The sequence below is a fragment of the Pseudorhodobacter aquimaris genome, assembly GCF_001202025.1.
Taxonomy (GTDB): Bacteria; Pseudomonadota; Alphaproteobacteria; order Rhodobacterales; family Rhodobacteraceae; genus Pseudorhodobacter; species Pseudorhodobacter aquimaris.
Map to the genome: position 1 here is coordinate 1 of NZ_LGHS01000056.1, position 2280 is coordinate 2280.

Annotated in this window: 4 protein-coding genes; 2 read left to right on the forward strand and 2 right to left on the reverse strand. The window is 63.6% G+C overall.

Annotated features, from left to right (window positions below):
- The first annotated feature begins 171 nt into the window (after positions 1 to 171).
- Both AKU94_RS10265 and AKU94_RS10270 read left to right on the forward strand, forming a co-directional pair.
- Positions 172 to 423 (forward strand): AbrB/MazE/SpoVT family DNA-binding domain-containing protein, encoded by a 252-nt coding sequence (locus tag AKU94_RS10265; protein ID WP_050527198.1) that lies wholly within the window; start codon positions 172 to 174, stop codon positions 421 to 423.
- Complete coding sequence (locus AKU94_RS10270) at positions 420 to 818, forward strand: PIN domain-containing protein (protein WP_050527199.1); 399 nt, start codon at positions 420 to 422, stop codon at positions 816 to 818. Before AKU94_RS10265 ends, AKU94_RS10270 begins: the two co-directional genes overlap by 4 nt.
- Here the strand turns inward: AKU94_RS10270 and AKU94_RS20400 are convergent, their stop codons facing one another.
- Complete coding sequence (locus AKU94_RS20400; RefSeq protein WP_232295744.1) at positions 819 to 1454, reverse strand: phage portal protein; 636 nt, start codon at positions 1452 to 1454, stop codon at positions 819 to 821.
- A gap of 99 nt (positions 1455 to 1553) precedes the next feature.
- On the reverse strand, positions 1554 to 2280 hold a 727-nt coding region (locus AKU94_RS20405; RefSeq protein WP_232295745.1), incomplete at its 5' end, for a phage portal protein.

Below are 2280 nucleotides of genomic sequence, written 5' to 3' on the forward strand. Positions count from 1 at the left end.
GCCCAAGGCCGGAGAGAAACGCCATGGCCTTGGAGGGCTCAATCAGCAGCGGCGTGTTGAAGGCGCGCGCGGCAATGCGGGCATGCAGCATCAGGATTGGTCCTTCTTTTGGTTTTGCATTTCCAATCTCCATAAGGTAATGTGATGCAGTGATTTGTAAGGAATAGGATCATGCAGGAATCAACCGTGACGATCAAAGGCCAGACGACCTTGCCCCGCGATGTCCGGGCAGCACTTGGCCTGACCAGCGGGGACCGGGTGCGTTATGTCATCCTCGACGGCGAGGTGCGTATTCTGAAGGCCCGCTCGGTCAAGGAACTGCGCGGGGTGCTGGCGCGCCCAGTTCAGTCACCCGTGACGCTGGAGGCCATGGACGAAGCCATCGCCAGCGGTGCCGCCGCAAGTGCGAGGCCTGATCCGTGATCGCCGTTGATACCAATGTGCTGGTGCGTTTCCTCGTGCAGGACGACGCCGATCAGGCCCGGATCGCGGGCGATATCTTCGACCAGTTGACGGATACTGAGCCTGGCTTTGTCAGCCGCGAGGTGTTGATCGAACTCGTGTGGGTTCTGGAGCGCGCCTATGGCTACGGGCGCGCGCAGATTGCAGGGGCGCTGGATGGGCTGTTGTCGTCGACCGAGGTGCGGATTGAGGCGGGTGACGATGTCGGGTCCGCGCTGGATCTTTACCGCAATGACGGCTTTGGCTTTGCCGATCTGATGATCGCTGCCGCTGCCCGGCGCACAGGTGCTGCCGAGCTTGTCACATTCGACCGGAAAGCCGCGAGATTGCCTGGGGTGCGGTTGTTGCTGGGGTAGTCATCCCCTTTCCGGCTGGTCCCCTTCTTTGCGCGGACGGTCTTCCGCGTCATCGGTTGCATCTGTCTGGTCGGAGTCGTCGTCTTTGCCCCCCTCCTCACCCGGACCCAGCTGCGCTTGCACGCCTTGCGCGGGTGAGCCAGGTCGGCGGAAGTCGAGGCCCAGTGCGCGTTCGCGGGCGCGTTCCGCCGCGATATCGCGGTCGACCTGTTCTGCGTCATAGCCACGTTCGGCGATGGCCTGCGTGCGGGATTTAAGGCCCGCCTCGATCTGGGCGATTTCGGCATTGGCGTCTTTCAGCGGATCGACCCAGTCCCATTTCGTCGGCAGCCAATCGGCGGCGAGGAGCTGGCTGCGGTTGGCCTCATAGCCCGGCAGCGTGAGGGCCCCTGACAACACGGCGGCGTCCATCCAACGCGCGTAGACAGGACGGCAAAGCTGCCAGACCATGACGGAATGCTGCCAAGCCGAGACGCGGCGGCGGAACTCGATCAGCGCCAGGCGCGAATTCGAGAAGTTCCCCTTCACCATGTCATTGGCGATGTATGGATAGGGAATGCCCAGTGCTGCCGAGATTTGCAGAAGGGTTCGGTATGAAACGGCTCTAAGTGCCGCCGCTGTCGGCAGGCTGGCCATGTGACATCTTCGCCCGGATCCAGTCGCACATTGACCGGGCTGATTCGACCCTCGGCCATCTCATCGTCCGGGCGAGGGGGTTCTCCGGCGCTGGGGAAGTCACAAACATCGCATACATCGCCGCGACCTTTTTGCGGTCCAACTCGCATCGTCATACTGGTCGAGCAGAAAGCTTACGATGGCGGGGCCAGCTTTGAGACCCCGCGCAGCTGGCCGCCCTCGACGGTCGATCACATGGATCACCTCGGAGGCGGGTACCCGCACGATCTCGCCCGCAAGCCCCGGATCTGTGCTGTCGCCCGGGTGGCGGCGAAAGAAATGATAGGCCACACGCCGCCCGATCCGGTCGAACTCGATCCCCTGGCGGATGGGATTGCCAGCAGCGGAAACGCCGGTCTGTTCCAGCGGCAGCATCTCTGATGGCAGCATCTGCAGCTGCACAGGCACGCTCAGGCCGTCGCCCGTGCGCCGGGGGCGAAAGCGAAAGAACACTTCGCCCGCAAGGAAGACCTCTCGCGCCGCGCGCCGCTGCAGCCCATAGAAATCGGTCAACCCCTCGGCATCGGCCTCGTCAGTCCAGGCAAGCCAGAGCCGCTGCAATTCCTCTTTGCGGGCGGCATCCGCGATCTTCGAGATTGGCTTGATGCCATCGCCGACGGTATTGGCGGCCCAGCTTTCCACCGCATTCACGGCATAGCCGTTGTTGCGCACCAGCCAGCGGGCGCGGGCGGTAATGTCAGGCCCGCTTGCCGCGATCAGCGCGTTCACATGGGCGCGGGTCGCCCGAAACCCGCGCAAGCGGCGATGATGCTGGCCCGCGTCAAAC

Bases quoted from the DNA above. Each gene is read 5' to 3' on its own strand.
- AKU94_RS10265 (WP_050527198.1), top strand. From the start codon at position 172: ATGCAGGAATCAACCGTGACGATCAAAGGCCAGACGACCTTGCCCCGC.
- AKU94_RS20400 (WP_232295744.1), bottom strand. From the start codon at position 1,454: ATGGCCAGCCTGCCGACAGCGGCGGCACTTAGAGCCGTTTCATACCGA.